This is a genomic window from Serratia liquefaciens ATCC 27592 (assembly GCF_000422085.1).
GTDB lineage: Bacteria > Pseudomonadota > Gammaproteobacteria > Enterobacterales > Enterobacteriaceae > Serratia > Serratia liquefaciens.
Genome location: NC_021741.1, coordinates 1,347,207 through 1,372,807, shown reverse-complemented (window position 1 = coordinate 1,372,807; position 25,601 = coordinate 1,347,207). Strand labels below are relative to the sequence as shown.

At 56.8% G+C, this 25,601-nt stretch carries 30 protein-coding genes; 20 read left to right on the top strand and 10 right to left on the bottom strand.

The window, feature by feature from the left end; translation table 11 throughout:
* Positions 1–117 precede the first annotated feature (117 nt).
* Complete coding sequence (locus tag M495_RS06425; RefSeq protein WP_020825823.1) at positions 118–1,053, bottom strand: LysR family transcriptional regulator; 936 nt, start codon at positions 1,051–1,053, stop codon at positions 118–120.
* A gap of 129 nt (positions 1,054–1,182) precedes the next feature.
* On the opposite strand from M495_RS06425, the gene M495_RS06420 reads away from it, so the two are divergent.
* A complete protein-coding gene (locus M495_RS06420) occupies positions 1,183–1,929 on the top strand; it encodes an SDR family NAD(P)-dependent oxidoreductase (protein WP_020825822.1) in 747 nt (248 codons plus the stop codon).
* Positions 1,930–2,010: 81 nt separating this feature from the next.
* On the top strand, positions 2,011–2,886 hold the full coding sequence (locus M495_RS06415; protein WP_020825821.1) for an NAD(P)-dependent oxidoreductase: 876 nt from the start codon (positions 2,011–2,013) through the stop codon (positions 2,884–2,886).
* Positions 2,887–2,928: 42 nt separating this feature from the next.
* Here M495_RS06415 and M495_RS06410 read toward each other — a convergent pair whose 3' ends face one another.
* From M495_RS06410 to M495_RS06395, 4 genes are all read right to left on the bottom strand, one after another.
* Positions 2,929–3,456 (bottom strand): cysteine hydrolase family protein, encoded by a 528-nt coding sequence (locus M495_RS06410; RefSeq protein ID WP_020825820.1) that lies wholly within the window; start codon positions 3,454–3,456, stop codon positions 2,929–2,931.
* Positions 3,457–3,483: 27 nt separating this feature from the next.
* Positions 3,484–4,587, bottom strand: coding sequence for a suppressor of fused domain protein (locus M495_RS06405; protein ID WP_020825819.1), 1,104 nt, complete (start codon positions 4,585–4,587; stop codon positions 3,484–3,486).
* A gap of 164 nt (positions 4,588–4,751) precedes the next feature.
* Complete coding sequence (locus M495_RS06400) at positions 4,752–5,624, bottom strand: oxygenase MpaB family protein (RefSeq protein ID WP_020825818.1); 873 nt, start codon at positions 5,622–5,624, stop codon at positions 4,752–4,754.
* A gap of 58 nt (positions 5,625–5,682) precedes the next feature.
* Positions 5,683–6,663, bottom strand: a complete 981-nt coding sequence (locus M495_RS06395; protein WP_020825817.1) for a quinone oxidoreductase family protein — start codon at positions 6,661–6,663, stop codon at positions 5,683–5,685.
* A 120-nt stretch (positions 6,664–6,783) separates the two neighbouring features.
* Here M495_RS06395 and M495_RS06390 point away from each other — a divergent pair, with 120 nt between their 5' ends.
* The 5 genes from M495_RS06390 to M495_RS06370 all read left to right on the top strand — a co-directional run bounded on the left by M495_RS06390 (position 6,784) and on the right by M495_RS06370 (position 10,924).
* Complete coding sequence (locus tag M495_RS06390) at positions 6,784–7,674, top strand: LysR family transcriptional regulator (RefSeq protein WP_020825816.1); 891 nt, start codon at positions 6,784–6,786, stop codon at positions 7,672–7,674.
* A 29-nt stretch (positions 7,675–7,703) separates the two neighbouring features.
* Complete coding sequence (locus M495_RS06385) at positions 7,704–8,147, top strand: acetyltransferase (protein ID WP_020825815.1); 444 nt, start codon at positions 7,704–7,706, stop codon at positions 8,145–8,147.
* A 251-nt stretch (positions 8,148–8,398) separates the two neighbouring features.
* Positions 8,399–9,424 (top strand): methionine ABC transporter ATP-binding protein, encoded by a 1,026-nt coding sequence (locus tag M495_RS06380; protein WP_020825814.1) that lies wholly within the window; start codon positions 8,399–8,401, stop codon positions 9,422–9,424.
* Positions 9,417–10,085, top strand: a complete 669-nt coding sequence (locus M495_RS06375; protein ID WP_020825813.1) for a methionine ABC transporter permease — start codon at positions 9,417–9,419, stop codon at positions 10,083–10,085. The genes M495_RS06380 and M495_RS06375 overlap by 8 nt, the downstream gene beginning before the upstream one ends.
* A 17-nt stretch (positions 10,086–10,102) precedes the next feature.
* Positions 10,103–10,924: a MetQ/NlpA family ABC transporter substrate-binding protein gene (locus tag M495_RS06370; protein ID WP_020825812.1), complete on the top strand. Its 822-nt coding sequence runs from the start codon at positions 10,103–10,105 to the stop codon at positions 10,922–10,924.
* Between the two features lie 51 nt (positions 10,925–10,975).
* On the opposite strand, the gene M495_RS06365 is transcribed toward M495_RS06370, so the two are convergent.
* A complete protein-coding gene (locus M495_RS06365; RefSeq protein ID WP_020825811.1) occupies positions 10,976–11,620 on the bottom strand; it encodes a TetR/AcrR family transcriptional regulator in 645 nt (214 codons plus the stop codon).
* 175 nt (positions 11,621–11,795) lie between these two features.
* Here M495_RS06365 and bhsA (M495_RS06360) point away from each other — a divergent pair, with 175 nt between their 5' ends.
* On the top strand, positions 11,796–12,053 hold the full coding sequence (gene bhsA / locus M495_RS06360) for a multiple stress resistance protein BhsA (protein ID WP_020825810.1): 258 nt from the start codon (positions 11,796–11,798) through the stop codon (positions 12,051–12,053).
* Positions 12,054–12,256: 203 nt separating this feature from the next.
* Positions 12,257–12,514, top strand: a complete 258-nt coding sequence (bhsA, locus tag M495_RS06355) for a multiple stress resistance protein BhsA (RefSeq protein WP_020825809.1) — start codon at positions 12,257–12,259, stop codon at positions 12,512–12,514.
* Positions 12,515–12,577: 63 nt separating this feature from the next.
* Here bhsA (M495_RS06355) and M495_RS06350 read toward each other — a convergent pair whose 3' ends face one another.
* Positions 12,578–13,501 (bottom strand): bifunctional helix-turn-helix transcriptional regulator/GNAT family N-acetyltransferase, encoded by a 924-nt coding sequence (locus M495_RS06350; protein WP_041414322.1) that lies wholly within the window; start codon positions 13,499–13,501, stop codon positions 12,578–12,580.
* Between the two features lie 465 nt (positions 13,502–13,966).
* Between M495_RS06350 and M495_RS06345 the strand changes: the two genes are divergently transcribed.
* The 5 genes from M495_RS06345 to M495_RS06325 all read left to right on the top strand — a co-directional run bounded on the left by M495_RS06345 (position 13,967) and on the right by M495_RS06325 (position 18,263).
* On the top strand, positions 13,967–14,638 hold the full coding sequence (locus tag M495_RS06345; protein WP_020825807.1) for a CsgG/HfaB family protein: 672 nt from the start codon (positions 13,967–13,969) through the stop codon (positions 14,636–14,638).
* Between the two features lie 18 nt (positions 14,639–14,656).
* On the top strand, positions 14,657–15,013 hold the full coding sequence (locus M495_RS06340; RefSeq protein ID WP_041414320.1) for a DUF4810 domain-containing protein: 357 nt from the start codon (positions 14,657–14,659) through the stop codon (positions 15,011–15,013).
* A complete protein-coding gene (locus M495_RS06335) occupies positions 15,010–15,669 on the top strand; it encodes a DUF799 domain-containing protein (protein ID WP_020825805.1) in 660 nt (219 codons plus the stop codon). Before M495_RS06340 ends, M495_RS06335 begins: the two co-directional genes overlap by 4 nt.
* 131 nt (positions 15,670–15,800) lie before the next feature.
* Positions 15,801–17,291 (top strand): alpha-amylase, encoded by a 1,491-nt coding sequence (amyA, locus tag M495_RS06330; RefSeq protein WP_020825804.1) that lies wholly within the window; start codon positions 15,801–15,803, stop codon positions 17,289–17,291.
* Between the two features lie 123 nt (positions 17,292–17,414).
* A complete protein-coding gene (locus M495_RS06325) occupies positions 17,415–18,263 on the top strand; it encodes a PA4780 family RIO1-like protein kinase (protein WP_020825803.1) in 849 nt (282 codons plus the stop codon).
* Positions 18,264–18,292: 29 nt separating this feature from the next.
* Here M495_RS06325 and M495_RS06320 read toward each other — a convergent pair whose 3' ends face one another.
* Positions 18,293–18,511, bottom strand: coding sequence for a DUF7661 family protein (locus M495_RS06320; protein WP_041414319.1), 219 nt, complete (start codon positions 18,509–18,511; stop codon positions 18,293–18,295).
* A 70-nt stretch (positions 18,512–18,581) separates the two neighbouring features.
* Here M495_RS06320 and M495_RS06315 point away from each other — a divergent pair, with 70 nt between their 5' ends.
* Positions 18,582–19,394: an AraC family transcriptional regulator gene (locus M495_RS06315; protein ID WP_020825801.1), complete on the top strand. Its 813-nt coding sequence runs from the start codon at positions 18,582–18,584 to the stop codon at positions 19,392–19,394.
* Here M495_RS06315 and M495_RS06310 read toward each other — a convergent pair.
* Positions 19,391–19,984 carry a LysE family translocator gene (locus M495_RS06310; RefSeq protein ID WP_020825800.1) on the bottom strand — a complete coding sequence of 198 codons (594 nt, stop codon included), beginning with the start codon at positions 19,982–19,984 and terminating at the stop codon, positions 19,391–19,393. The two genes, M495_RS06315 and M495_RS06310, sit on opposite strands and share 4 nt — an antisense overlap.
* Positions 19,985–20,069: 85 nt before the next feature.
* On the bottom strand, positions 20,070–20,363 hold the full coding sequence (lsrG, locus tag M495_RS06305) for a (4S)-4-hydroxy-5-phosphonooxypentane-2,3-dione isomerase (protein WP_020825799.1): 294 nt from the start codon (positions 20,361–20,363) through the stop codon (positions 20,070–20,072).
* A 186-nt stretch (positions 20,364–20,549) separates the two neighbouring features.
* On the opposite strand from lsrG, the gene lsrK reads away from it, so the two are divergent.
* The 5 genes from lsrK to yajD all read left to right on the top strand — a co-directional run bounded on the left by lsrK (position 20,550) and on the right by yajD (position 25,403).
* Positions 20,550–22,115, top strand: a complete 1,566-nt coding sequence (lsrK, locus tag M495_RS06300) for an autoinducer-2 kinase (protein WP_020825798.1) — start codon at positions 20,550–20,552, stop codon at positions 22,113–22,115.
* 235 nt (positions 22,116–22,350) lie between these two features.
* Entirely contained in the window at positions 22,351–23,535 is a 1,185-nt protein-coding gene (locus M495_RS06295) for an MFS transporter (protein ID WP_020825797.1), read from the top strand.
* Positions 23,536–23,595: 60 nt separating this feature from the next.
* Positions 23,596–24,489 carry a LysR family transcriptional regulator gene (locus tag M495_RS06290; RefSeq protein WP_020825796.1) on the top strand — a complete coding sequence of 298 codons (894 nt, stop codon included), beginning with the start codon at positions 23,596–23,598 and terminating at the stop codon, positions 24,487–24,489.
* Positions 24,490–24,541: 52 nt separating this feature from the next.
* A complete protein-coding gene (locus tag M495_RS06285; RefSeq protein WP_020825795.1) occupies positions 24,542–25,003 on the top strand; it encodes a GNAT family N-acetyltransferase in 462 nt (153 codons plus the stop codon).
* Positions 25,004–25,061: 58 nt separating this feature from the next.
* Positions 25,062–25,403, top strand: a complete 342-nt coding sequence (gene yajD / locus M495_RS06280) for an HNH nuclease YajD (RefSeq protein ID WP_020825794.1) — start codon at positions 25,062–25,064, stop codon at positions 25,401–25,403.
* Positions 25,404–25,601: the final 198 nt, after the last annotated feature.

The following is a 25,601-nucleotide window of genomic DNA, read 5'->3' as shown; positions in this document are numbered from 1 at the left end:
AATAAAAATGCCGCCAGAACCGGCGGCATTGAAAAGAGGTGTGAATACCCGTGCCGCCTTCAGAGGAGGCGCCACCAGGACTGGCTGTGAGTGGAGTGCATCGGCATATTCATGCTTTTAAGGTATCCCCCCACTGCGCCGGTTGTCAATAACCGCACGCTGCCAGGCCGCCGCCTGTTCGCCGGCGATACGACAAAATGCCTCGATCAGCGGTGAAGGGGTGCGTAACGCCAGCGCCAGCGTATAGGGCACCGGGCTACCTGCGCCACTCAGTTCGCGGAACACCACGCCGGGTGATTTCAGTACCGCAAACAGAGCCGGCATCAGTGCAATCCCCACCCCACCGGCCACCAGCCCGCCGATGGTTTGCATCTGCCGAGCTTCCTGCACGATACGCGGGCTGAACCCCGCCACCGCACAGGCCTGCAAAATCGCCGCGTGCATCCCCGGCCCATAATGTGCCGGAAACAGCACCCAGGGCTGATCGGCCAAATCGCTCAGCGTCACGTGCCGTTGCGTCGCCAAAGGGTGGTGATCCGGCAGCGCCAGCACCATGCGATCCTGTAAAAAAGGCAGAATCTGCAGCTCATCCTGTGGCGCTATCGGCAGGACCACCATGCCGATATCGGCGCGATCGTCGCGCAGCGCGATCAGCTGTTCGGCGGTGGTGGCCTCCTGCAAATGAAACTCCGCCTGCGGGTGCGCCTGACGAAACTGGCGCAGGATCCCCGGCAGCAGGGCATTCACCGTGCTATCGACAAAGGTCAACCGCAGCGATTCCGTCAGGCCACGCGCCGCACGTCGGGTATTGCCAAGGGTGCGCTCAAACTGCGCCAAGGTCCGCCGCGCCTCGATCAGAAACACCTGCCCAGCCTCGGTGATGCGCGTGATCCGGTTGCCGCGTTCCAGTAAGGGGACACCCAGCTCCTGCTCAATCTTTCTGATGGCGGCCGTCAACGGCGGCTGCGCCATGTGCAAACGCTCGGCGGCGCGGTGAAAGCTCATCTCTTCGGCGACGGCGACAAATTGCCGCAGTTGGCGTAGCTCAATCACGTGATACCTTTTTCGTATTTTGGAAGCATAAATAGAGTATTGGATGTATCGATAGCGAAAGCCAATACTTTCCGAACCCTCAAGTGCTGCGCCATTCCGGCGTGGACCACGGGCACAGGAGAATCAGCTATGACGCAACGTACAGCGGTGATTACCGGCGGATCCAGCGGTATTGGACTGGCCATCGCCCAGCAACTGGCACAACAGGATTACCGCATCGCCATCGTGGCGCGTAACCCTCAACGCCTGCAACAGGCGGCGCAGCAAATTGGCCACGGCACCCGCCATTATGCGGCTGACTTGAGCCAACGTGGCGCGGTGGAAGAAGTGGCCGCCCAGTTGGCCGCCGATCTGGGCACTTTGGATGTGCTGATCAACAACGCCGGTTTTACCCGGGTGATTGCCGCCGATACGCCCCTGGCACAGGCCGAGCAGGAATGGGACGCGGTGATCGACGGGAACCTGAAAAGTACCTTTTTGTTTACGTTGGCGATGTTGCCGCATCTGCGTAAACCGGGCGGTCGCATCATCAACCTGAGTTCGATCGCCGCCCAATGCGGCAGCGGCAGCGCCGGTGCTCTGGGCTACTCTGCCGCCAAGGCCGGCGTGCAAGGTTTTACCCTCAGCCTGGCACGCGAACTGGGCGAAGCAGGCATCACGGTCAACGCCATTGCGCCGGGCTTTATCGCCGATACTCGCTTTTTCGGTACCGGTTTGCCGCAGGATCGCATTGACGCCATCGCGGCCGAAACACCGATGGGGCGCACCGGCCGGGTAGAGGATATCGCCAGCGCCGCGCTGTGGCTGGCTTCGAAAGAGGCCTCTTTCATCACCGGAACCGTTACCTCGATTAACGGGGGGGCGCGGGTCGGTTAAGAAAGCGTTACATTCCGCCATTTGCGTTCTCCGAGCGTCGCGTTAGGGTGAAGGAAGATAACCTGAGAAAAGGAACGCGATATGAAGATCGGATTTGCCGGCCTGGGCGGTATGGGCAGCGCGATGGCCGCCAACCTGTTGCAGGCTGGCTATGGGGTAAAGGTATGGAACCGTTCGCCCCAGGCAGCACAGCCTTTGGTGAGCGCCGGGGCCGTGCAGGCTCGGCAGCCGGAAGAACTGGCGGAGGTGGACGTACTGATCACCATGCTGGCCAACGATGCCGCCACCGAGCAGGTAGTGGTGGAAAGCGGGCTGCTGCAACAGCTGCGGGCGGGAGCGATTCACATCAATATGGCGACGGTCTCGGTGGCGTTGGCCAAACGGCTGGCGTTGCTGCACGCGGAGCGCAACGTCGGTTATATCGCCGCACCGGTGTTGGGGCGGGTGGACGTAGCCGCAGCCGGCAAGCTGAATATTCTGGCGGCGGGCGATCCGCTGTTGCTCGCCAAAGTGCAGCCGCTGTTTGAGGTGCTCGGCCAGCAGACCTGGCATTTTGGCGATCAGCCCGAGCAGGCCAACATCGTTAAAATCGCCGCCAATTTCACGTTGGCCAGCGCCATTGAGGCGATGGCGGAAGGCAGTGCTCTGGTGCGCAACTACGGCGTTTCCGGCGCGGATTATCTGCACATGCTCACCAGTACCCTGTTTGCCTCTCCGGCTTACAAGGGTTATGGAGGGTTGATCGCCGAAGAAAAGTTTGAACCTGCGGGTTTTAAATTAAGCCTGGGGATGAAAGACGTCGGCCTGGCGCTAGAGGCCGGTGCCAACAGCCACACGCCAATGCCGTTCGCCAGCGTGCTAAAGGACAACTTCCTCGACGCGGTGGCGCAAGGCGACGCAGATTTGGATTGGTCGGCATTGGCCAAAGTGGCGGCACGCAGAGCCGGATTGAAGTAATCCTGATAGGCCCGGATCGCTCCGGGCTTTTTTATCTGGCCGTCAGAAACGAATTTCTGCCGTTGGCAGTGCGTCGATCAGGACACCAAAGCTTTCGATATTCGACAGTGTGGCGTTGTGATGGGCGCGGATCTGCAGGCCGGAGGCATGCGCTTTGTCATGGCTGGTATGCGCATCGGCCGCCAGCGTCACCGGGTAACCCAGCGCGGCGGCGCGGCGAGTGGTGGTATCCACGCAAAATTCGGTGGAATAGCCGCAAACCACCAGATGCGAGATACCGTTCGCAATTAACAGCGGCCCCAATCCGGTACGCAGGAATGAGTCCGGCGTGGTTTTCTCTACCCGATGATCGCCGGCCTTTACCTGCAAACCGGGATCAAGTTGCCAGGCGTCACTGCCGTGCGCCAACTCATCATGCTGCGTTTGATGTTGAATGAAAATCACCGGCACGCCAGCCTGACGGGCAGCGGCGCTCAGGGTGTTAATGCGATCGATCGTCGCTTCGGCATCCGCCGGCGGCGGTGTAAACAACCCTTTCTGCACATCAATAACCAACAGCGCTGACTTCATGATTGGCTCCAGAGAATAAATTCCGTCTCAGCATACCGGCTGACGCGGACGGAAGATATGGTCAACGCCCTGCTCACGCAGTTTGTTAACCAACTCATGACCCCCATTCGGCGTCGCATGCGCCAGCAGACGCTCGGCTTCAAATACTGGGCTGGCCCAGAAAATATTGACCGGATCGCCATACTGTTTCGGCAAGCTCAGATGCTCGTGATACGGATAAAAGGAGGAAGACAGCACGTAGCCCTCATAGCCCTGAGGCGCCACTTCGGACTCCAGGGTATGCCCTTCGCCAAACCAGGTGATTTTTGACCAAGGCACGTGGGCGAAACCGGCCAACGCGCTGGCCATCTGTATCGCATTTTCCTCGGTCATGTATTGACCGTCGATGGCGATACCCATTTCCATACGGCGATAGCGGGAGGCGTCGTCGTTAAACAGGATCTCTACCCACGGCATCGGCCGGATGCTGACGCCCAGGGTAAGGAAATAGTAGATGCCGTCGCGTTCATGCTGAGTGATCGCCATCGGCGGCCACTTGCCCTGATCGATGGCGTAGTATTTCACCGAGGGGCCAAAATGCTGCTCGTAATGCGCCTGATAATCGCTCTGCATCTTGGGCCAGGGATTCCCTTCCTCCCGCTGCCAACTGCGCCAGAACTGACGGGTACTTTCCGCCAGTGCATACTGGGTATTGGTGGAAGCGGAGCCTAGCGGATAAGCCAGCGGGCTCTCTTTAATGCAGCTGGCGGAATAACATACCGAATGGTCGATATACAGGCTCCAGCCGGGGATCACCGCCAGCAATTGGCCGTAATACCACAGTGCCGCGCCGTCGTCGCTCTCGGTCCAAACCACCGTCAGCCCTTCCGGGTTCAGCGGCGCTTCCCCTTCCAGATTGCGGCAAAACTCGGCCGCCAGCATCGGTGGCTGCCCCAGCGCCAGTGCCGCGCTGTCTTCCTGCTGCGGCGCAGCGGCCAGGTTACGCAGCCAGCAAGCGCGCACCTGAAAACGTTCGCTATTTTCTTCTGAAGGGTAAATATAAAAATAAGCAGCCCGGTGATCTTGCTGAACCACCGCGACCAGCGTCTGGTTCTCATTACTGACTTCAGCAAGTACGTGTGACTCGTTCATATAACCTCAAATAGGCTCAAGGCGCAGAATAATGCTGCACGCTAAATAAAATGGAAATTGGCTTTTATCCAGTGTAAAGCGCATTACCGCTCGGATCACCCGTAAAAGTCTCAAAAGTGCCCCGAAACATCGGGTTATTGGTAAGAATTATAGTCTGCGCCGATTCAGGCCTGTCGGTTAATTCGGCGCAGCGCGCGCTGATATGAACCATTACGCATTGAGGCGCGCAGCACTTTACCGACGCCCCCTGCACCGGTGCGCACCAGGCGGCGGCGTAAGTTTCCGGGATGAAAATCAAACTGTTGTTGCGCCCAGTCTGGCAACAGGTCGATACCCGCCTGCATCACCAAAGCGCCAAAAGGCCGGGCCAATGCGCTGGGGGCCGGCGCGGCCAGCAGAATACGCGCAACTTCCCGCGTGCGTTCATCGCACACCAATTGCGGACGCATCCGTTGCAGATACTCCTCTACCGCCGTGCAGGAGGTTGGGATTTCTTCCGCCCCCAAGGCTGCGGCTACGCGTGCAGCCTCACGGTAATATTGGTCCTGCTTTTCACGGGGAAGAGACGGGTTGCGGTAGCGTAAATGGCTGGCCAAAAAACGGCTGCTTTCCACCACGTGCACCCAGGTAAGCAACTCAGGATCGCTGGCGGCGTAAGGCCTGCCGTCACTGCTGACGCCGTTGACCCGCAGGTGAATAGCTTTGACTTTGGCAATCAGGCGTTCGGCTTCGGCGGTGGGGCCAAAAGTGGTGACGGAGACAAACTGGCTGGTACGGCGCAGGCGGCCGAGCATATCCTCACGAAAGTTGGAATGATCCCACACTCCCGCCAACGCCAGCGGGTGCAGCATCTGCATCAGCAAGGCGCTGACGCCCCCGCACAGCATCGAGGTAAAATCGTTGTGCACCTGCCAGATAACCGACTGCGGGCCGAACAGGCCCGGATCCCCCGGCGGATTTTCAAAATCAATGTCGCCGAGCGCCAGCCCGGTCAGGCTGATGACCTGTTTTTCTATCGCTGCGCGTATCACTTCCATCCTGACTGGCCCCGTTTAGCTTCTGGCGGCCAGTGTAACATGAAGCGAAATACGGCTTTTAACTCCGCGGGTCGCTATCGTTGAGCAGCACAATTTTGCCGGCAAAGCTGCGATCTTCCAGGCGACGGTGCGCCGACGCCCCCTCTTTGAGCGGGAAGGTTTCGATGTGCGGGATAGCAAACTCGCCATTCTGCCAACTGCTGAACAGACGCTCGGCCCGCGTACGTCGCGCCTCTGCGCTATTGAGGTAAGTCCAGAGATCGCCCCCCACTACGCCTTTGGAATCCATCATCAGCTGATAGGCAGAGATCGCCGGTGCCTCACCCCCGGCCATGCCGAAGGTGACCACTCGACCGCCGGGGCGCAGCGCGTCGATGCTTTGTTGCAGGGTGATGCCCACGGAGTCAAAACCGTACTCAACGCCGCCGTCGGTCAGAGCGGCAATCTGCGTGACCCAATCCTGCTGATAAGTGAAGGCCGCCGCCGCGCCGTTGTTTAACGCAATCTGCTGTTTATGCGCCGAAGAGACAACGGCGTAAACCTGCGCGCCACGCGCCACCAGCATCCGGGTAAGGATCTGTCCGACACCGCCGGCGGCGGCATGCACCAGGGCGCGATCGCCCGCCTTGACCTGAACACTGTCATTGATCAGGTACTGCGCCGTCAGCCCCTGCAGCAAAATAGAGGCGGCTTCAACGTCGCTCAATGCCTGTGGCAGACGCAGCGCGTGCTCCACCGGCACATTGATGCGAGTGGCATGACAAAAAGGTACGTCAGCAAAACCAATCCGCTCTCCGAGTTGCCACCCCTGAACGCCCTCACCCAAGGCAATGATGGTGCCGACCCCTTCGTAACCGCCAATATGAGGGGGATTGCCGTGCAGCACGTAATTGCCCTTACGGCGATAGATATCGGCAAAATTCAGCCCGGCGGCACCCATGCGTACCTGTACCGCACCCGCAGGTACCGCCGGCGTCGGCAGCTCAAGGTATTCGAGCACGTCCGGCCCGCCAAATTGTTCAAACGCTAATGCCTGCATATCGCCACTCCGGAAAATTTCCGCCAATAACACACTGACGGTCGATAGATTGATTATCGCAAAGCGCTATACTCGGCAACAGTGGCCTAAAAAGCATTCAGAAAACACCAGGGGTTTATAATGGATCGATTAACCAGCATGGCGGTGTTTGTACGGGTGGTGGAAAAAGGCAGCTTCGTCGCCGCCGCCGAAGAGATGGCTATTTCACCGACCATGGTTGGCAAACACATTCGCGCTCTGGAACAACGGTTGAATGCGCCGCTGCTTAATCGTACTACCCGCCGTCAGGGGCTGACCGAGGCCGGTCGGGTGTTTTACGAACGCTGCCGCCGACTGCTGGCCGATGCCGACGCGGCCGAAGCCAGTGCGCGGGCGCTGTTAAGCTCCCCCAGCGGGCTGTTGCGCATCAGCGCGCCGGTCACCTTCGGCAACCGCGTTCTGACACCGATACTGACCGAGTTCCTGCAACGGCACCCGGAGGTGGAAGCGGAAGTGGTGCTGTCGGATCGCAAAGTGGATTTGATCGAAGAAGGCTACGAGGCCGCGTTTCGCATCGGGCCGGTGGCGGACGACGGCCTGGTGGCGCGCGCCCTGCCCGATTACCGCATGACGCTGGCTGCCTCGCCGGATTATCTGGCACAGCACGGTGAACCCACACGGCCGGAGCAGCTCAGCGCACACTGCTGCTTTGGTTTCAGCCAGTGGGATGGCAACCACTTTTGGCGGCTGTTGGGGCCGCCGGGAGAGATCAGCGTACCGGTCAGGCCTCGATTGAGAATGGACTCCGGTGAAGGGGTACGCCGGGCGGCATTGGCGGATTTTGGCATCGCGCTGCATGCCACTCTGCTGCTGGATGAAGATATCGCCGCCGGCAGATTGGTCCGGGTACTGCCGGAGTATTCACCACTGCCGCGCCCGATGCACCTGGTCTATCTGCCCGAAAGGCGGCAATCCGCCAAGCTGGAAGCCTTTATCGCCCTGACCGTAGCCAGACTGTGGGGCCGGGTTTAAAATAAATGAGTCCAAATACGGGAGTTACCATGTTCACTATCCGAGCTCGCGCGGCAGAAGACAATGCGCAACTGGTGGAGATTTGGCAGCGTTCGGTACGCGCTACCCACCATTTTCTTACCGAAGAAGACATCGCCAAGCTCTATCCGTTGGTGCTGAACGATTACCTGCCTGCGGTCAACGTTTGGGTTGCCGTGGACGGCACCGGCCAGCCCTGCGGTTTTATCGGACTGAGCGGCAACAAAGTGGAAATGCTGTTTATCGATCAGGATCAGCGCGGCAAGGGCGTCGGCAAGGCACTGCTGGAGCATGCGGAAACCTTGCATAACGAGTTGCAGCTGGACGTTAATGAACAGAACCCGCAGGCCAGCGGTTTTTATCGCCACTACGGGTTTGAAATCACCGGGCGTTCCGCGCTCGACGGCCAGGGCAACCCTTTCCCGCTGCTGCACATGAAGCTCGCCAAACGCTAACGCCAACCCCTCGGCCATGGTCTGCCCTGGCCGTCGTTTTACCATCACTTCCGCTCATCACTTGATATACCAAATCAGAATAACTAATAGAATTTACATTCTTCCTGTCACTATAAACCCCCGGTAGGATTGGCCCGTATTCACCAGCAACAGAGGTTCCGTCTGCCCTTATCCCAAGAAGCCGATACCTTTCCGGCGTGACGCGCTCCGGACGGAATTCTGTGATGTATTAAATAAGGATTCGCTTCTCTATGATCGTTCTTTCGAACGTTTGCAAAACTTTTGACAGCGCACAGGGCCGCGTTGTCGCAGTGGATGACGTCAACCTGACGGTCGAGGCCGGGCAAATCTACGGCATCATCGGCTACAGCGGCGCCGGTAAAAGCACGCTGATCCGCTTGCTGAACGGGCTGGAAACGCCCAGCAGCGGCAGCATTCAGGTTGAAGGTTTCGATATCGCCGGAGCCGAAGGCAACGCCTTGCGCCAGGCGCGGTTGAAAATCAGCATGGTGTTCCAACACTTCAACCTGCTGTGGTCACGCACCGTCAGTCAGAACATTGCTTTTTCCATGCAAATCGCCGGCGTGCCCAAAGCACAGATTAAACCGCGAGTGGCGGAGCTGGTCGCACTGGTTGGGCTGCAGGGCCGCGAAGATGCTTATCCGTCGCAGTTGAGCGGCGGACAAAAACAGCGCGTCGGCATCGCCCGCGCGCTGGCCAATAATCCGGGGGTTCTGCTGTGCGATGAAGCCACTTCGGCGCTCGACCCTCAAACCACAGACTCGATTCTCGATTTGCTGCTGGACATCAATCGCAAACTGAACCTGACCATTGTGCTGATCACCCATGAAATGCACGTCGTGCGCAAAATTTGCCACCGGGTGGCAGTGATGGAAAACGGTCGCATCGTTGAGGAAGGCCCGGTGATTGACGTGTTCACCCGGCCGCAGCAGCCGATCACCCAACAGTTCGTCAAACAGGTTTCGCAATATCAGGAAACCGAGGAAAGCTTCAATCCGCTGTTGAGCCAACATCTGTCGGGCGCGATTTTCAAGCTGACGTTTGTCGGCGTGCAGACCCATCAGGCGGTGATTTCCGACGTTATCCTGCGTTACAAGGTAAGTATCAACATTCTGCACGGCAAAATCAGTCAAACCCTGAATGGTTCCTTTGGCGAACTTTACATTCACGTCGAAGGCAACGACCTGCAAATCGACAGCATGCTGAAGCTGTTGAAAGAGCAACAGATCGCCGTTGAGGTCATTAAACATGCTTGAGTCACTGTTCCCTCACCTGCGTCTTGATTCGTTGTTGAATGCCACCTGGGAAACCCTGTATATGACCGGGATCGCCGGTTTGGCGACGCTGGTACTCGGCATCGTCCTCGGGGTGTTGCTGTTCCTGACCTCCCGCGGTCAGCTGCTGCAAAATCGCGCCGTCTATTCGCTGATTTCAGTGCTGGTCAACGTGTTCCGCTCCATTCCTTTCATCATTCTGATCGTGTTGTTGATCCCGTTCACCAAGACGTTGATCGGCACCATTCTGGGCGCCGATGCGGCATTGCCGGCGCTAATCGTCGGCGCGGCACCGTTCTACGCCCGATTGGTCGAGATTGGCCTGCGCGAAGTCGACAAAGGAGTGATTGAGGCGGCGCGATCGATGGGCGCCAAAACCAGCACCATTATCTTCCGCGTGCTGCTGCCGGAATCTTCACCGGCACTGGTTTCAGGCATTACCGTTACCCTGATCGCGCTGGTGAGCTACACCGCGATGGCCGGGGTGATTGGCGCAGGCGGGCTGGGCAATCTGGCCTATCTGGAAGGTTTTCAACGCAACCACGGTGACGTGACGCTGGCCGCAACGCTGACGATTTTATTGATCGTTTTCGTTATCCAGTTCATTGGCGACACCCTTACAACCACGCTCGATAAACGATAAATAACCAGGGAATAATGATGATGAAAAAACAAATTATGATGCTGGCTTTCGCCTCACTGACCGCGTTGGCCTCTTTGGGTGCCTCGGCGGAAACCAAGCTGGTGGTCGGCGCATCTAACGTGCCGCACGCGGAAATCCTCGAGCAGGCCAAGCCGATACTGGCGAAGGAAGGCATAGATTTGGTGATCAAACCTTTCCAGGACTACATCCTGCCGAACACCGCGCTGGCCAGCCACGATATTGACGCCAACTATTTCCAACACGTGCCTTACCTGAATTCGGTGCTTAAGGATCATGCTGACGACAAGAGCTATGACTTTGTCAGCGCCGGCGCTATCCATATCGAACCTATCGGTATTTACTCCAAGAAGTACAAAAGCCTGAAGGATTTACCGGACAACGGCAAAATCATCATGCGTGACGCGGTGGCGGAAGAAGGTCGTATTTTGTCGATCTTTGAAAAAGAGGGCGTGATTAAACTGAAGCCGGGCGTGAGCAAGGTGGATGCGCGCATTTCTGACGTGGTGGAAAACCCGAAACACCTGAAGTTCCAGGCCAATGTGGAAGGTGCACTGCTGCCGCAGATGTACAACAACGACGAGGGCGATGCGGTGGTGATTAACGCCAACTACGCCATCGACGCCGGGCTGAACCCGACCAAAGACCCGATTGCGGTGGAAAGCGGCGAAAACAACCCTTATGCCAACATCATCACCGTGCACAAGGCCGACGTGAACAAGCCGGAAATTGTGGCGCTGGTGAAGGTGCTGCACTCCAAGGCGATTCAGGATTTCATCCGCGAAAAATACCAGGGTGCGGTGATCCCGGTTAACCAATAATACCGACCAAGGCCGCAGCGATGCGGCCTTTATTCCTGCCGTGTGCCCTTCTTAGACCTTATTGCCCACCTGACTCAGGCGCGGCCAGACCAGCATCAACGCATCAACCAAACGCAACAAATCTTCACGGCTGGCGCCTTCGCGTGCCTGCGTCGACATGCCCTCAATGGTACAAATGATAAATTTGGCCAGCAGCGCGGTATCGGTTTTCACCAACAGTTCGCCCTGTTCTACCTTGCGGTCGAAGCAAGCCTTCAGGCTGGCCTCCTGCATATGATGCTTTTTGCGCAGCATCTCGGCCACATCACCGGAAGAGGACGATAACGCCGCGGACGCACAAACCATCAGGCAGCCGGACGGTTTTTCCGGATCGGTGAACAGCTGCGCCAGAGAACGCACATAATCCTCGACGATCTCCGCCACCGGCAAATCCTGCTCCAGCCGTTGGTTGATGCACGTGGTGTATTTTTCCAGGTAGCGCTCTACCGCTGCGCGGAACAACCCTTCTTTATTGCCGAACTCCGCATACAGCGTAGGCGCTTTGGCACCGGTCACCTCGACCAGATCGGCCATCGAGGTGGATTCATAACCATGCAGCCAGAACAGATCGAGTGCGCTTTCCAGCGCACGGTCGCGATCAAACTGCTTCGGTCTGCCACGCGTTTTTTTGGCGCAGACTTCTTCATTGATGCTCATAGACCCTCTCTTATCCCGCTCTGCAGCAGGGCTTGCCAATTAAATTAACGGTCATTATAAAAAAATATTGCGCTCTCGTCGAGAAGAGATTACCATTTAGTTATCGATCGTTAAGTAATTAGCGACAACCAATTCAAATACACCCATTTACGTTGATAAAACAGGAAATAACTTCATGAAAAACTTAAAAATGACGCTTGCAGCCCTTGCGCTGGCCTCTGTTTCATTCGGCAGCTTCGCCGCCGATCTGGTTAACAGCCAACCGGCAGATCAGCAGAAAGCCGGGGTGATCACCGTCAGCGGGGCTTCAGACCTCACCGCTCTGGAAGCCGGTTTGGCGGCCAAGGCTGACGCAGCCGGGGCAAAATCGTTCCAGATCGTTGGCGCAGGCGGCAACAACCAACTGCACGGCACCGCATTAATTTATAAATAACAATAAGTTGATTAAATAACGCTGGAGTGGCTACGGCTTTTGGCCTTCCAGCAAAAAGCTGTCAGAAAAAATTAATTAACGAACACTAAAAAAATAGTTGCAAAGCGTCGAACAGGCGTCTAACATTAAATTATCGATCGTTAATTAATTTAACGACCCAACAGACAAAACCGTATACAGAATATAAAGATAGGAATAAGACTATGAAAAACCTGAAAATCACCATCGCAGCCATCGCACTGGCCACCGCTTCATTCGGCAGCTTTGCCGCCGATTTGGTTAACGCTCAACCGGCAGATCTGCAAAAAGCCGGCGTAGTCACCGTCAGCGGTGCATCCGACCTGACCAGCCTGGAAAACAAACTGGCGGCCAAAGCGGATGAGGCAGGCGCTAAATCATTCCAGATCATCTCAACGACCGGCGACAACAAGCTGCACGGTACTGCGATCATCTACAATTAATGGCTGAATCAGTCATTGCGCAAAGAGGCGGCCTTGGGCCGCCTTTTGTTTTATGGTTGGTACTCAGTCGCTTTGCAGATTCTTGAGCAGGTAGATATTGCAGCCGTGGTGGCCGGTATTGCCGCGTCTTTCCGTCAGCAGCGTAAAACCCAGCGCATAATACAATCCCAGCGCCTCTTTCAACTGCTCGGTGGTTTCCAGATAACAGTAGCGGTACCCCGCTGCCCGCGCCGCTTTCAGCGCCTGCACCACCATATAACGCGCCATGCCTAACCCGCGTACGCTGGGTTTGAAAAACAGTTTTTGCAGCTCGCAGTAACCGACATCACCGCCCGCCAAAGGGGCAATGCCGACGCCCCCCACTACCTGGCCTTCCTGTTCCAGCACCCAATATTTTCCACCGTTATCCTGGTAAACGCCGGTCAGGCGATCCAAATCGGGATCGTGCAGACTAACGCCTTCCATTTTATCCATGCCGTACTCGCGGAATACGTTGCAAATAATCCCCGCCATCGCGGCATCATCATCCTGGGTTATCGGACGAACCCGCAAAGCGGCGTCACGCTGCTTACGTGCGTTACGTAATGCCGAGGTCATCTTTTTCATCGCGGCCGTAGTGGCAGCCAACTCATCATCGTCCAACTGCGCCAATGCATCCTGCATAAAACCATCGGCATTGGTGTCTATCGCCGCCAGCGTTTTACGGCCCAAACGGGTCAGTTGATTCAGGTTGTGGCGTTTATCGTGCGGATAATCCACCGCTTCAATCATGCCTGCGGCAACCAGGCTACGCACCGCCCGGCTGGCACTGGCCTTATCGATACACAACCGGGTGGCCAGTTCGGTCACGCCCAGGGGTAGCGTGCTGATCTCAATCAGAATATGGATCTGTAATGGTGAAAAACGGCTGCCGTTACTCTGTTTATTCAGCATGCCCAGTTCTCTGACCAGGTTGCGCGACAATGCCCTGAAATCTCTGATGTTCACAATCAATGTCCCCGTTGCTACCAGCGCTAAAACACTTCACTTAGTTGATAGTGTTACCTAATATTCATTACCATAACGGATTTTTAAACGGCGTGAAATCTCAACCTGACGAGACACCTGCAGCAATCTGTCGCCTCATGCAGAATTACATTCTTTAATGAATTAAATTTACAAAATAAAAAGCCACAAAATATATATTTTACAAATAATAAACCCATCAAAAACCGGGCAATTCAGTAAACCAGATAAAATACGAATGATATCCTTACACAATCCATTGTATTTGAATGAGTTATTTAATCCCCAATAGCGCCAATTATGTCGATATTCAGTTGTATTTTGTTACATATCCATGGCAGGATTGCCCCGTTTAAATAGCACCTGTTATTTCCCCTGCCGTTTAAATTCCTGGCGCAAAACGGTCTGTCTTGCGCGCTTTTATAATCATGGAGAGATTGTATTCCGATGAAAAAATCACTCGTTGTCTGCTCAGTCGCCCTTTCCGTCAGCCTGCTGGCAGGCTGTGCTACTGAATCCTCGCGCTCTCTGGAAGTGCCTAAAGTGGCGTCCTACAACACCAGCTACCAGGGGCAGCGCAGCCCTATCTCCGTCGGCAAGTTCGATAACCGCTCCAGCTATATGAACGGCATCTTCTCCGATGGCGTCGATCGCCTGGGCAACCAGTCAAAAACCATCCTGATCACCCATCTGCAGCAAACCGGCCGCTTCAACGTGCTTGATCGCGCCAATATGGATGAGTTGAAAACCGAAGCCGGCATTAAAGGCCAAACCCAGACGCTGAAAGGCGCCAACTACGTGATCACCGGTGACGTGACCGAATTCGGCCGTAAAGAAGTGGGCGATCATCAGCTGTGGGGCATTCTGGGACGCGGTAAAACGCAGGTGGCCTATGCCAAGGTCAATTTGAATGTGGTCAACGTACAGACCTCAGAAGTGGTTTACTCCACCCAAGGTGCCGGCGAGTACCAACTATCCAACCGTGAAATCATCGGCTTCGGCGGCACCGCCAGCTACGATTCCACCCTCAACGGCAAAGTGTTGGATCTGGCCGTACGCGAAGCGGTCAATAACCTGGTTGCCGGTATCGAAAGTGGCGCATGGCGCCCTGCTAACTAACGGAATAGAAGCAGCAATATGATAACTAAAAAAATGGGTGGGGCGCTGTTCGCAGCGACCCTGCTGGCCGGCTGCGCCGCGCCAAAAACGCTCTACAACTGGGATGGCTATCAAACTTCGATTTACCAATATTACCAACAGGATGGCCAAAGCCCTGAACAACAGATTTTGACGCTAAAAGAAATTGCCGAAAAATCTCGCGCCAAGAATAAAGCCGTGCCGCCGGGCCTGCATGCACAACTGGGGTTGCTGTACAGCAAAACCGGCAATACCGGCCAGGCCATGACCGAGTTCAATACAGAGAAAACGCTGTTCCCGGAATCAGCGCCGTTTATGAATTTCCTGATGGCTAAGGATAAGGGGAGCTTTAAATGAAACGTGCATTAGGTTTCTTCAGCGTCGCCGTTACCCTGCTGCTGAGCGGCTGCGCCAAACAAGCACCTTACGATTATGCAGCCTTCCACGAGAGCAAGCCGAAATCCATCCTGGTGCTCCCCCCTGTCAATCAGTCGCCGGATGTCAAAGCCAGCCATAGCGTCCTTGCAAGCACCACGCTGCCGTTGGCGGAAGCCGGTTACTATGTGCTGCCGGTCGCCGTGGTCGAAGAGACTTTTCAGCAAAACGGCCTGACTAACGCCAACGATATCCGTGCGGTCAGTATCCAAAAGCTGCATAAGATCTTCGGTGCCGACGCTGTGTTGTACCTGGATGTCACACAATACGGCACCAGCTATATCGTTATTAACAGCGAAACGCGCGTTACCGTGAAAGCCAGGTTGGTCGATTTGCGTAACGGCAAACAACTTTGGGCCGGCAGCGCTACCGCCTCCAGCAACGAAAATAACAACAACTCCAGCGGCGGTCTGCTGGGTATGGTAATCAGCGCCGCCATCGCGCAAATTGCCGATACCATCAGTGACAAGGGGTTCGATGTTGGTGCCATCGCCAATACCCGCTTGTTGTCAGCAAACGGCCAGAACGGCGCCATTTTGTATGGCCCGCGCTCACCGCATTACGCCAGCCAACGCTAACCTCCAAGGGCGGCATATCCGGCCGCCCAAACCTGGTTTCCCTTTTGCCAAAAGTAGCCCATGCTGTAACAGTGATGGGGTGAGCTACCGCTCATCTTGCACCTCCTTTTGGCAAACAGGACGGCTTGCTCATGACGAAAAAAACCACGTTGCTGCAGTTTTTCCATTGGTATTACCCCGATGGCGGTAAGTTATGGCAGGAAGCCGCCGAACGCGCAGAGCAAATTGCCGGGATCGGCATCACCGACCTGTGGCTTCCCCCTGCCTATAAAGGCGCTTCCGGCGGCTATTCGGTAGGTTACGACAGCTATGATCTGTTCGACCTCGGGGAGTTCGATCAAAAAGGCAGTCGCGCCACCAAATATGGTGATAAAGAGGCGTTGGCCCTTGCCGCCAACCGGCTACGCGACAACGGCGTAAGGGTCATTTACGACGTGGTGTTTAACCATAAGCTCGGCGCCGACGAAAAAGAGCAGGTGCACGTGTACAAAGCGGATGCCAACAACCGCAATGACATCAACGATCAGGGTTTTGACGCCCTGGCCTACACCCGCTTCACCTTTCCAGGGCGGCAAGGTACCTATTCCAAATTCATTTGGGACTATAAATGCTTCGGCGGAGTGGATTACGTAGAACAGCCCGATGAAAAAGGCGTTTTCAAAATCGCCAATGATTACGGCGACGACGGCTGGAACGATCAGGTCGGCGACGAGAAAGGCAACTACGATTACCTGATGGGCGCCGACGTTGAGTTTCGCAACCCCGCCGTGACGGAGGAGCTGAAATACTGGGCTCGCTGGCTGATGGAGACCCTGCCCTGCAACGGTTTCCGGCTGGACGCCGCCAAACACATCCCGGCCTGGTTCTTTAAAGAGTGGGCTGATCATGTGCGTGACAGCGCGCAGCGCGATCTGTTTATCGTCGCCGAATATTGGTCGCACGATCTGGCTGCGTTACAACAGTATATTGACCTGGTCGAGGGCAAAGTGATGCTGTTCGACGTAGCCTTGCACCTGAAGTTTCATCAGGCATCCAAGCAGGGGGACGGGTTCGATATGGCGCAGATTTTCACCGACACCCTGACCGCCGCCGATCCGGCCCATTCGGTCACGCTGGTCGCCAACCACGACACCCAGCCGCTGCAATCGCTGGAAGCTCCGGTCGAACCCTGGTTCAAACCGCTGGCCTATGCTCTGATCCTGCTGCGCGAACAAGGCGTACCCTGCGTGTTCTATCCCGATCTGTACGGTGCCAGCTATAAGGATAAAGGCAGTGACGGCCAGGAATACCAAATTGATATGCCGGTGATCCCGGAATTGGAAAAGTTGATCCAGGCGCGTCAACGCTTTGCCAACGGCGTGCAAACCGATTATTTTGATGATAAAAACTGCGTCGCTTTCACCCGCAGCGGCACCGCCGATGCCCCTGGCTGCGTGGTGGTGCTCACCAACGGAGCTGAAAGCGGCAAAGCGGTTTCGCTGGGCGATGCTCTGGCACATAAAAGCTGGCGTGATCTGCTCGGCAACCGTCAGGATGAGGTCATCACCGACGAACTGGGGCAGGCAACTTTCCCGGTTAACGGCGGCAGCGTCAGCGTTTGGGTGTTGGCGGAAACCCTGTAGCGGGTGCGCCGTTGCGGCGTTCGGTCGCAACGGCGGCAAACTATTTTTTGCCTTTCAGGTCTAAATTGGGGTAACACCTTAGCAAACCATTCACACCGGAGCCTAAATAGGGTACAAGGCTGCATGAAAATTCCAAAACGACTCCAGCCATTGGTAGATGATGGTTTAATTGACGACGTCATCCGCCGTTTGAAAAGTGGCAAAGAAGCCGACGTCTTTATCGTGCGCTGCGGCGAAGAGATCCGCTGCGCCAAAGTCTACAAAGAAGCAGAAAAACGTAACTTCAAGCAGGCCGTGAACTATCAGGAAGGGCGCAAAGTGCGCAACAGCCGTGATGCGCGCGCCATGAGCAAAGGCTCTAAATTCGGCCGCCAGCAGCAGGAAGAAGCCTGGCAGAACACCGAGGTCGATGCGCTGAACCTGCTCGCCAAAGCGGGCGTTCGCGTGCCGCAGCCGGATATCTGTCTGGATGGCGTATTGCTGATGGAACTGATCACCGACGAAGAAGGCCTGGTAGCGCCGCGCTTGAGCGATGTTACCCTGACGCCGGAACAGGCACGGGCCGATCACGCATTGATGATGAACTACGCGGTACGCATGCTGTGTGCCGGGCTGGTGCATGGCGACCTGTCGGAATTCAACGTGCTGATGGACAAAAACGGGCCGGTGATTATCGATCTGCCGCAGGTGGTGGATGCCGCCGCCAACAACCACGCCAAAAGCATGTTCGAACGTGATATCAACAACATGTCGCAGTTTTACGGTCAGTATGCACCGGAACTGCTCGGCAGCAAATATGCCAAAGAGATTTGGGCGCTGTACCAGGAAGGTAATCTGACCCCGGCGAGCGTGCTTACCGGCAAGTTTGTCGAGAGCAACAAACGCGCCGATGTCGGTTCCGTCCTGGAAGAGATCCAGGCGGCCAGCGAAGAGCACCAACGCCAACTGATGGCCCGCAACGAAGAAGATTAATCCTCCGGCCCTTTTTATCGGGCCGGGGTTTATTCGATCCTGACGACGTCAGGATGGCGTTCCGTCGCGGCTTCGTGGTAAATGTCCCCCAGATAGCCAGCTATCTCGCTTTCGGTCAATTCATCCGGCAACACGATGTCGTAACTGCGCGCATACTTGCGCTCCGGCAACGTCACGCGAAACAGCTGCCACTGCCCCCCTGCCCGTTTGACCCCCAGCAGGCGGCCGAACACATTAAAAATCATCACCCGCACTCCCTCCCCGGCGCGTTTTAGGCTATAACACAAGCTAGCCCCGCCGCATCGAAAAGGAAAGACAATGACCGCTAATGCGCCGCAGTTCTGGCGTGATCCGCAGCTCCCCTTCGTGGAGGCCCGCGCCATTGAAGATGGCCGCAAGGTTTGTTACGCCCTGCACAGCCATGAAATCTTTTCCATCGGCGCCATCACCGACGGCACCAGTATTTATATTAACGGCAGCCAAGCGTTGCAGGTGAGCACCGGCGATGTGGTGATCATCAATCCGCAGCAGGCCCACGCCTGTAACCCCATCGGCGACCAGCGCTGGTCATACATCATGTTTTATATTGATGCCGCCTGGCTGGGTAAATTGCAGCAAGAAATCGTCGGCGGCGACGGCTGTTTTATCCCCTTCACTCAGGTGCTCAGCCGTGACCCCGAACTGTTTGGTGGCCTGAACCGGCTGTATGAGCTACTGATCGACCCACTGCGCTGCCATTTGGAAAAACAGATCGCTCTGGTGGAATACTTCAGCGATTTGCAGACCTCTTTGGGGAATACGCCGGTAACCCCCTACGAGCACCCAAGATTGGCGGCGGCGGCAGCCTTTATCAACGCGCATTGCACCCAACCGCTCACGCTGGAAGCCATCTGCCAGGCGGCAGCGCTTTCGCCCTCATACCTGATACGCGCCTTTAAACAGCGTTACGGCATGACGCCGCATGCTTATCTGGTTAACCAACGCATTCAATTCGGTCACCGGTTGCTGAAACGCGGTTATCCGATCGCCGCAGCGGCCAGCGAAAGCGGTTTTGCCGATCAGGCGCACTTTCAGCGCACCTTCAAACTGTTGCTGGCCGCCACCCCCGGCCAGTACCAAAACCCACGCTAAATGCCGTCGGCCAACAGATAGCAGGCGCTGGCTGCCAACAGCAGCGCCATCAAGCGATTAAAACGCCGTACGTTGCGTGCCTGCTGCAGCAGGCCGGTCAACATCGCGCCGGTGTAAGCCCAGCAGGCCACCGAGGCATAACAGATCACAAAGTAAATTACCGCGAACTGCCACAGCAGCAGGCGATCGCCATCGGCAACAAACGCTCCCAGACTGGCCACCGATGCCAGCCAGGCCTTGGGGTTCAGCCACTGCAACAGCGCGCCGTACCAGAAAGAAGGGGCTTGTGGTTGACTACCCTGCCCCAAGCGGCCGTCATCAAACGCCAGTTGATACGCCATAAACAACAAAAACGCGATGCCCGCCCACTGGATAACCTGCGTCAGCACCGGCCACAGCACCAACAGCGTATTCAGCCCCAGACCTAGCAGGATCAACAGCAGAGTAAACCCCAGCGTGGCACCCGAAACATGGCGCAGAGTGGCGTTGAAACCGAATTGTGCCCCCGCGCTAAGGGCAACGATATTGACCGGACCGGGGGTGATGGAAGCGGCCAGCGCAAATGCTGCCATGGAAAGATAGATATTCATTAAAGGCACCTGAGAAAGAGTTCACAGATGCCAGACTGACGGCTTGGCTTGTCAATGTATTGAACAGAATTACCCTACGCCGGCGCTAACCCGGCATCAGGCCGATAAAGCTGGTTTTCTTGCGTGGGCCGGTCATCAGCGCTTCCAGTTTCTCCACGCATTGCAGATAGTGCGGCGTCTTTTTATGAGCGGCGACCGCCTGCTCGTCCCGATAGGCTTCATAAATATAAAACCGCGTCGGGATGGATTCATCTTGCAATACGTCAAAACGCAGGTTGCCCGGCTCTTCTATCGCCCCCAGATGATTGGCGCGGAAGACCTCAATAAACTCGTCGATTTTGTCCTGTTTAACGTTAATTTCTACCAGTGTGACGTGCATGGCGACTCCTTGTTAAACCTCGAAGGTCAATGTTCTTTCCAACCATAGGTTTAATCCCACAGATTGCCCCTCCGCAAGGGTAATTTTGCAGCCTGGCTCACAAATCCCGCCAGGCCTGTCGCTTCCCCCACCGGGGCGAACAGTACGGCATCTATAGTTAAGGTTCCTCCCCAGAGAGTGTGAGCTATGGATAACTATTTGATGGCGCTGGATGCAGGCACCGGCAGCGTTCGCGCGGTAATCTTCGATCTGGCGGGTAACCAGATCGCTCAGGGCCAGGCGGAATGGCGGCATTTGGCCGTGCCGGGCGTGCCCGGTTCCATGGAGTTTGACCTCAGCCACAACTGGCAGCTGACCTGCCAATGTATCCGCCAGGCGTTGCAAAACGCCGGTCTCTCTGGCCAGGCCATCCGTTCCGTGGCCTGCTGCTCCATGCGTGAAGGCATCGTACTCTACGATCGCGACGGCGTGCCGATCTGGGCCTGCGCCAACGTTGATGCCCGTGCCAGCCAGGAAGTCAGCGAACTGAAAGAGCTGCATAACCATAATTTTGAGCGCGAGGTTTACCAGTATTCAGGCCAAACGCTGGCGTTGAGCGCCATGCCGCGCCTGCTGTGGTTGGCGCATCACCGGCCGGACATTTACCGCCAGGCGGCAACGCTGACCATGATCAGCGACTGGCTGGCAAATATGCTCAGCGGTGAATTGGCGGTAGATCCCTCCAACGCCGGTACCACCGGCATGCTCGACTTGGTCAACCGCGACTGGCGTCCGGCGCTGCTCGATATGGCCGGACTGCGTGCCGATATGCTGTCGCCGGTGAAAGAGACCGGCTGTGTGCTGGGGCACATCACCGAACAGGCGGCACAGCAAAGCGGCTTACTGCGCGGCACACCGGTCGTGATGGGCGGCGGCGATGTGCAACTGGGCAGCCTGGGGCTGGGGGTGGTACATGCCGGGCAGACAGCCGTGCTGGGCGGCACCTTCTGGCAACAGATCGTCAATCTGCCGGAACCGGCCACCGATCCGGAGATGAACATTCGCATCAACCCACACGTGATCCCCGGCATGGCACAAGCGGAGTCGATAAGTTTCTTCACCGGGTTGACCATGCGCTGGTTCCGCGACGCCTTCTGTGCCGAAGAGAAGCTGCTGGCGGAACGGCTGGGTGTCGATGCCTACAGCCTGCTGGAAGAGATGGCGGCGCGCGTGCCGCCTGGGGCCTACAGCGTGATGCCGATATTTTCCGACGCCATGCATTTCAAGACCTGGTACCACGCCGCGCCGTCGTTTATTAACCTGTCGCTCGACCCGGAACGCTGCAATAAGCAGACCCTGTTCCGTGCGCTGGAAGAAAATGCCGCCATTGTGTCGGCCTGCAATCTGGAACAAATCGCCAGCTTCTCCGGCGTGCAGGCCCGTTCGCTGGTGTTCGCCGGCGGCGGCTCGAAGGGCAAGCTGTGGAGCCAAATCCTTAGCGACGTTACCGGCCTGACGGTGCGTGTGCCGGTGGTGAAAGAAGCCACCGCGCTGGGTTGCGCAATTGCCGCTGGGGTGGGGGCGGGACTGTATGAATCGTTGGCGCAAACCGGGGAACAGCTGGTGCGTTGGGAGCGAGAATATCAGCCGGATATGGCCAACCATGAGCTGTACCGACAGCAAAAAGAAACCTGGCGTCAGGTGTATGCCGATCAGCTCACCCTGGTCGATCACGGCCTGACCACCTCGATGTGGAAAGCGCCGGGCTTGTAATACACGAGCGGGTGCAGCCTGCTGCACCCATCGCATAAGCTTATGCCAATTAAACATTTAGCCAGCCTGACGGCCGATAACCCATGCCAGACTGGCCGCGCGCGATTATTCCCCCTCAGAAACAGTGTAACCACCGCAAACGGATTTATCCGCCGCAGAGGCCTGCGTAAATTGTGATCTCTGTCACTCCGCGCCTACCGCGCGGTTTACGCATCCACCTGGGACGAGCGGTACTATGCTGAATAATAATGAGAAACCTGCACCATCACCCTGGCTGGCGATCTTCTCGCTGACCGTCGCCTGCTTTGTGATGGTTACCACCGAATTTCTACCGATTGGCCTGCTGACCAATATCGCCCCATCGCTGGACGTCAGCACCGGCAAAGCCGGACTGATGGTGACCGTGCCCGGTATCGTCGCGGCAATCGCCGCCCCTGCCCTCAGTCTGGCGGCCGGTCGGCTCGATCGTCGTCTGCTGATGCTGGCATTGAGCGTGCTATTGACGGTTTCCAACCTGGTCTCCGCACTGGCGGTAAACTTCCCCATGATGTTGCTGGGCCGCGTGCTGCTGGGCATCTGCGTCGGCGGTTTTTGGGCCTTTGCCGCCAACTACGGCCGCCATCTGGTGCCGGAAGCCAGCCAGGGCCGGGCCACTGCGCTTATCCTGAGCGGCATTTCGGTCGGCGCCGTGTGCGGCGTTCCTGCCGGTGCGTTGATTGGAGACCTGTTCGGCTGGCGCGCCGCTTTCTTTGGCAGCGCGGTGCTGGCGGTCGGGGTGTTATTGGCACAGCTGCGCCTGCTGACATCGGTACCCCCCACCCGGCCGGTTACGCCACGCGATCTGCTGTTGCCGCTGCGTCTGCCGATGGCGCGTACCGGGCTTATTGCCATCGTGCTGCTGTTTATCGGCCATTTTGCCGCCTACACCTACCTGAAACCGCTGCTGCAGCAGGTATTCGTCCTCAGCCCGTCGGCGATTTCGCTGCAATTGTTGGCCTATGGTGCCATTGGCCTGCTCGGAACATTTTTGGGCGAGAGGCTGGCCGAACGCAGCCTGCGCGCCACCTTTATCCTGATTGCCGCCATGTTGGCCGCCATCCTGATTGTGTCGCCGTTCCTCAGCGGCATCGCCGGGGCTACGCTGATGGTGATGGTATGGGGGTTGGCGTTCGGCGCCGTGCCGGTGTGCGCTACCAACTGGATGTTCGCTGCGGTACCGCAGGCACCGGAGGCCGGCCAGGCACTGTTGGTCTGCGTGATCCAGATAGCCCTGGCCTCCGGCGCGCTGCTGGGTGGAGAAGTGGTTGACTGGCAGGGCGTCAGCAGCGCCATGTTGTTCGGTGGCGCACTGACCCTGTCCGCCGCGCTGGTATTCGGCCTGACCTTGCGCTCCGGCATGATTAGCGCTAAACAGTCATAATCATTATTTACTGGCAGAAACACTCCCCGGCTTGCCGCCGGGGTTTGCACTGAGAACGCTATGGATCATCATTTACTCGCTATCCGGGTGTTTAACCGCGTGGTGGAAACCGGCGGCTTCACCCGTGCCGCAGACTCGTTGCGGATGCCCAAAGCCACCGTCACCAAGCTGATCCAGAGCCTGGAAGATCACCTGCAAACCAAGCTGTTCAAGCGCACCACCCGCAGCGTGTCGGTAACGCCCGAAGGCGAATGTTACTACCAACGAACGGTTAAATGGCTGGCAGAGCTGGAGCAAATGGAAGGCAGCATGACCGAGTCGCAGAGTGCGCCGCAGGGCGTGCTGCGCATCGACGTTGGCGGTGCCACCGCTCGCCAGCTGCTGTTGCCGGCGCTGCCGGACTTTATTGCCCGCTATCCGCAAATACAGATTGATCTGGGCGTGGGCGATCGACTCATCGACCTGATCAACGACAGCGCCGACTGCGTGATCCGCAGCGGTCCGCTGGCCGACTCCAGCCTGATTGCCCGCCGGTTGTTCGAGCTTGAATGGGTAACCTGCGCAACCCCGGCCTATCTGGCTCATTACGGTACGCCGCAGCATCCCTGTGATCTGGAACTGGGGTATCCGCTGGCACACTATCGTCATGCGTTGAACGATCGCATCCTGCCGCTGCACTTTGTCGATCGAGGCAAAGAAATCGATATCCAGCACCGCTATCACGTCAGCGTCAACGAAAGCAATGCGCTGCTGGCGGCGGCGCTGGCCGGATTGGGTATCATCCAAACCTTCCGTTTTATGGCACAACCGCATCTGGACAGCGGCGAGCTGGTCAGCCTGCTGCACGACTGGCAACCACCGGCTGAGCAGATGTATGTGGTGTACCCTTCCAACCGCCATCTGAGCGCCAAAATGCGGGTATTTATCGATTGGGCGATCGAGACCTTCAAATAGGCGAAAATCGTCGCTATAGTTGTCTGCCCTTGGGCAAAAAATGAACCTAATCATGCGTATCGAACGACTTTCTGCGCATCGCCAGCGCATTGGTGAACTGGCCGCTTTACTGCATCAGGAGTGGCAGGACTTCCCCCCGTGGAGCTGCCGAGAGAAAATCAGCCAGCGCCTGGAACAGCGCTGTGAACCACAGCACCCCGGGCTGGCGCTGTTGGCTCTGTCACCGCAACAACAGATCCTCGGAACCGCCAGCCTGATCGTTTACGAACTGGCAGATAAGCCAGAGCGCAAGTTCTGGCTGGGGGAAGTCTTTACCCATCCACAACACCGCGGCCAGGGCGTGGCTAGCGAACTGATCGCCCAGTGCATTGCCCACTGCCGACGGGAACAGATCACCGCGCTGTATCTCTACACGCCCGACCAACAACCGCTTTATCAGAAACTGGGCTGGCAACCTGTTGAGCAACGTGAAGTTTGTGGCGAAACCGTCACGGTGATGTGCCGCACGCTGTAAGCCGGCGCTTTGTGGTATTATTTTACGCATTATTATTATCACCCGACGGGCATACACCATGGCATATATCCCAAAAAACTACGCGAGGCTGGAGACTGGCTACCGCGAAAAAGCGCTGAAAATCTTTCCCTGGGTCTGCGGACGCTGCTCGCGTGAGTTTGTGTACTCCAACCTGCGCGAACTGACGGTTCACCATATCGATCACGACCACAGCAACAACCCGGAAGACGGTAGCAACTGGGAAATGCTGTGCCTTTATTGTCACGACCATGAGCATTCAAAATACACCGAAGCCGATCAGTATGGCTCAACGGTTGTTGCCGGTGAAGATGCGCAAAAAGACGTCGGTCTCGCGACCCATAACCCGTTCGCCAACCTGAAGTCGATGTTGAAAAAGTAGCGTTCTGGCAGCGTCATCATTAGCAGCTTAATAACTTATTAAGCTGCTAAATTAAAAAAATCCTTCCGCTTGTCCCCCCTTCCCAGAACATTCCTACTTACCCGCTGACTACGTTACCAGCAAAATAGGCTGTAAAGTTAACCGCATACTGGCTTGGCAAGCCGCCGACATTGGTGCATATTGTTCAGGCTCTGTTGT

Excerpts from the sequence above, each read along its gene's own strand:
- M495_RS06290 (WP_020825796.1), top strand. The coding sequence starts at position 23,596 with ATGGATCATCATTTACTCGCTATCCGGGTGTTTAACCGCGTGGTGGAA.
- bhsA (WP_020825810.1), top strand. The coding sequence starts at position 11,796 with ATGAAAAACTTAAAAATGACGCTTGCAGCCCTTGCGCTGGCCTCTGTT.
- M495_RS06385 (WP_020825815.1), top strand. The coding sequence starts at position 7,704 with ATGTTCACTATCCGAGCTCGCGCGGCAGAAGACAATGCGCAACTGGTG.
- amyA (WP_020825804.1), top strand. The coding sequence starts at position 15,801 with ATGACGAAAAAAACCACGTTGCTGCAGTTTTTCCATTGGTATTACCCC.
- M495_RS06365 (WP_020825811.1), bottom strand. The coding sequence starts at position 11,620 with ATGAGCATCAATGAAGAAGTCTGCGCCAAAAAAACGCGTGGCAGACCG.
- M495_RS06325 (WP_020825803.1), top strand. The coding sequence starts at position 17,415 with ATGAAAATTCCAAAACGACTCCAGCCATTGGTAGATGATGGTTTAATT.
- M495_RS06405 (WP_020825819.1), bottom strand. The coding sequence starts at position 4,587 with ATGAACGAGTCACACGTACTTGCTGAAGTCAGTAATGAGAACCAGACG.
- M495_RS06410 (WP_020825820.1), bottom strand. The coding sequence starts at position 3,456 with ATGAAGTCAGCGCTGTTGGTTATTGATGTGCAGAAAGGGTTGTTTACA.
- M495_RS06285 (WP_020825795.1), top strand. The coding sequence starts at position 24,542 with ATGCGTATCGAACGACTTTCTGCGCATCGCCAGCGCATTGGTGAACTG.
- M495_RS06310 (WP_020825800.1), bottom strand. The coding sequence starts at position 19,984 with ATGAATATCTATCTTTCCATGGCAGCATTTGCGCTGGCCGCTTCCATC.
- M495_RS06395 (WP_020825817.1), bottom strand. The coding sequence starts at position 6,663 with ATGCAGGCATTAGCGTTTGAACAATTTGGCGGGCCGGACGTGCTCGAA.
- M495_RS06390 (WP_020825816.1), top strand. The coding sequence starts at position 6,784 with ATGGATCGATTAACCAGCATGGCGGTGTTTGTACGGGTGGTGGAAAAA.
- yajD (WP_020825794.1), top strand. The coding sequence starts at position 25,062 with ATGGCATATATCCCAAAAAACTACGCGAGGCTGGAGACTGGCTACCGC.
- lsrK (WP_020825798.1), top strand. The coding sequence starts at position 20,550 with ATGGATAACTATTTGATGGCGCTGGATGCAGGCACCGGCAGCGTTCGC.
- M495_RS06415 (WP_020825821.1), top strand. The coding sequence starts at position 2,011 with ATGAAGATCGGATTTGCCGGCCTGGGCGGTATGGGCAGCGCGATGGCC.
- M495_RS06340 (WP_041414320.1), top strand. The coding sequence starts at position 14,657 with ATGATAACTAAAAAAATGGGTGGGGCGCTGTTCGCAGCGACCCTGCTG.
- M495_RS06420 (WP_020825822.1), top strand. The coding sequence starts at position 1,183 with ATGACGCAACGTACAGCGGTGATTACCGGCGGATCCAGCGGTATTGGA.
- M495_RS06375 (WP_020825813.1), top strand. The coding sequence starts at position 9,417 with ATGCTTGAGTCACTGTTCCCTCACCTGCGTCTTGATTCGTTGTTGAAT.
- M495_RS06315 (WP_020825801.1), top strand. The coding sequence starts at position 18,582 with ATGACCGCTAATGCGCCGCAGTTCTGGCGTGATCCGCAGCTCCCCTTC.
- M495_RS06345 (WP_020825807.1), top strand. The coding sequence starts at position 13,967 with ATGAAAAAATCACTCGTTGTCTGCTCAGTCGCCCTTTCCGTCAGCCTG.
- M495_RS06380 (WP_020825814.1), top strand. The coding sequence starts at position 8,399 with ATGATCGTTCTTTCGAACGTTTGCAAAACTTTTGACAGCGCACAGGGC.
- M495_RS06370 (WP_020825812.1), top strand. The coding sequence starts at position 10,103 with ATGATGAAAAAACAAATTATGATGCTGGCTTTCGCCTCACTGACCGCG.
- bhsA (WP_020825809.1), top strand. The coding sequence starts at position 12,257 with ATGAAAAACCTGAAAATCACCATCGCAGCCATCGCACTGGCCACCGCT.
- M495_RS06295 (WP_020825797.1), top strand. The coding sequence starts at position 22,351 with ATGCTGAATAATAATGAGAAACCTGCACCATCACCCTGGCTGGCGATC.
- M495_RS06335 (WP_020825805.1), top strand. The coding sequence starts at position 15,010 with ATGAAACGTGCATTAGGTTTCTTCAGCGTCGCCGTTACCCTGCTGCTG.
- M495_RS06400 (WP_020825818.1), bottom strand. The coding sequence starts at position 5,624 with ATGGAAGTGATACGCGCAGCGATAGAAAAACAGGTCATCAGCCTGACC.
- lsrG (WP_020825799.1), bottom strand. The coding sequence starts at position 20,363 with ATGCACGTCACACTGGTAGAAATTAACGTTAAACAGGACAAAATCGAC.